The organism is Pedobacter steynii (genome assembly GCF_900103665.1).
Lineage (GTDB): Bacteria > Bacteroidota > Bacteroidia > Sphingobacteriales > Sphingobacteriaceae > Pedobacter > Pedobacter steynii.
Map to the genome: position 1 here is coordinate 1 of NZ_FNGY01000034.1, position 2,350 is coordinate 2,350.

Consider the following 2,350-nt stretch of genomic DNA (forward strand, 5'->3'; position numbering starts at 1 on the left):
TAGCTTTGGTTTTCATGTACTTTGAAACGGTACTATCTTACCTCGCTACGCTATAAATGACATCTCTTTAATGAACTTTGCGAATCACCTCACGGCTCTTCTTTTATGTTGCAATCTTTATTCCTCTGTTTCTTCCAGGCCTTAATGTTCCTGGTTTCAGTTTCGGTATTCCGATCGTTTCAGTCTTTTTGTTTTTGTTAGCAAACTCCGTTTGGTAACCCCCCGTTTTTGTTGGGACTGCAAAGGTAGAAATCTTTTTGTTATTGTCAAGCTTTTTCTCAAACTTTTTTACGCTGTTTTATTTGGTAATTAAACCAGTCAAAACAACGCTGACTTTATCTCTACTGCAATCTTTCAAATCCTTCTCTCTGTATCAACCTCAATCTTTCTCTTCCTCCGAAGCGGGATGCAAAAGTAGGAAAATTTAACCGTTCTCAAAACAATTCAACCATTATAATTGTACCACAACCCTAACTGCATGATTTACAAGTACAAAAATACCAGTTGTCATATAAAAAACAACTTGATACTGCAGGATATCCCCCATTAGTAGAAAGGGCCGGTAGAAATTCCCTTAAAAAGGGATCGTTTTTCATCCTTGATCAGCACAGTAAAGGAGGATTTCTAGCTGCTAAAATTCTTAAAAAAAATATCCGAGTTCTGGTTTTATTCTGAAAGAATTCGATACAACTCCATATTCAGGTAATAATTTGCTCCCTGAATGGTTCGCTTTTCTAAAATTCCCAATGCCGCAAGCTGATCCAGGTATTTCCTTGCCGTATTTTCCGAATACAATCCCATAGTGGTCATGTGTTTAACCCTGGTATAAGGCTGACTAAATAATGCAGAGACCAGCGTTTCCGGTCTCAATATATTACCTTCCTCAATAATTGCCGTTAAAATGGCTTCTTTGGCAGCAATAATATCATTAATCTTATGATAGGTCAGATTCGAAGTCGTCTCTATCGCTTTCAGCATGTATAATAACCAGTTCTTCCAGCTCCCCCTTTGGCTGATTCCTGATAAACCTGCATAATAATCATCCTTATGTGCCATAATATAACTGCTCAGAAACAAAATTGGATAATCCAGTAAGCCCTTATTGGTTAGATAATGGATATTAAAGATCCTACCGGTACGGCCATTTCCATCCCTAAAAGGGTGAATTGCTTCAAATTGAAAATGCCCAATGCACATCTTTAGTAAAGGATCTATTGGGTATTTCTGATCATCGTTTAAAAACTCAATCAGGTTATCGAGTTTTGCTTCTATAACTCCTATACCTCTGGGTGGGGTATAAGATACCTTGCCTGCATTTGGTCCGGTGCCAGCCTCTTTAATATAAATCTGTGCTACCGGCGTTCTGATTCCGTCACCAAACTGGCTCACCACCCGATACATTTTTATAAAATAGGCTTTATCAAATTGTCCGTTTTCTTTCAGGTGATCATAGCCCAGCCAGAGTGCCTCCCTATAATTAAGAATCTCTTTTGCCGGACTATCCAATTGCTTGGCCTGGTCTTCACTGTATGCTTTATAGAGTTCATCATCTGTTGTAAAGATATTTTCAATAGCACTTGAGGCTTTTGCTTCCTGTAAACTGATGGAATTTATCAGTAAGCCCTGATTAGGAATAGCGATACTACGTCCTTGTAGTCTACCTATAGCGGCTTTCGCTTGTCCGAGTTGTTTATAAACCTCTAAGTCTTCATATAAATCTTTATCGATAGGAAGATCCGGTAAATCATTCCAGGGTTTATTGCGGTCAGCATTAATCTTATAAGCCATATTCAAATATAAGTAAACAATCAGAGTAAACCTTAAAATAACGTAATTTTAATGTTTACTCTGATTTTGACCTTAAAACGGTATGACCGGATATAGTTAACCTTAAAATTTAAATATTTTAAGGTTAAGCCACTATATCACATTAAATGACCCTAAGGAAGAAGTGGCGGAAGTTTCGTTAAAAAGCAGGATTTGATACACAGCAGCTCTTTTATCAATGCGCTAAGAAAGGCCTCTAAACTTATAATGAGCTAATCCTGATACCAAATCCAGGAATAAAAAATTGATAAACGATGCGCTAAGAAAGTCCTCTAAACTTATAATAACCTGATCCTGATGCTAAATTTATAAAAAGCAATGAGGCCTTGATTCAGTAGCGACAAATAAAAAAAGCTGATAAACAAGAAAAGCCTGTAGTTTTCACTACAGGCTTACTTTAAGATTTGGCACCGACCTACTCTCCCACGTGTTACCGCAGTACCATCGGCTCTGGTGGGCTTGACTTCTCTGTTCGGAATGGGAAGAGGTAGACACCACCGATATAGGCACCTAAATATTTTTA

1 protein-coding gene and 1 rRNA gene are annotated in these 2,350 nt (G+C 37.7%); both read right to left on the bottom strand.

Annotated features, from left to right (window positions below; translation table 11 throughout):
• Positions 1-666: 666 nt before the first annotated feature.
• Complete coding sequence (locus tag BLQ87_RS33085; protein WP_074613159.1) at positions 667-1,788, bottom strand: Fic family protein; 1,122 nt, start codon at positions 1,786-1,788, stop codon at positions 667-669.
• A 441-nt stretch (positions 1,789-2,229) separates the two neighbouring features.
• Positions 2,230-2,341: ribosomal RNA gene (gene rrf / locus BLQ87_RS33090) — 5S ribosomal RNA — on the bottom strand.
• Positions 2,342-2,350 lie beyond the last annotated feature (9 nt).

Bases quoted from the DNA above. Each gene is read 5' to 3' on its own strand.
- BLQ87_RS33085 (WP_074613159.1), bottom strand. From the start codon at position 1,788: ATGGCTTATAAGATTAATGCTGACCGCAATAAACCCTGGAATGATTTA.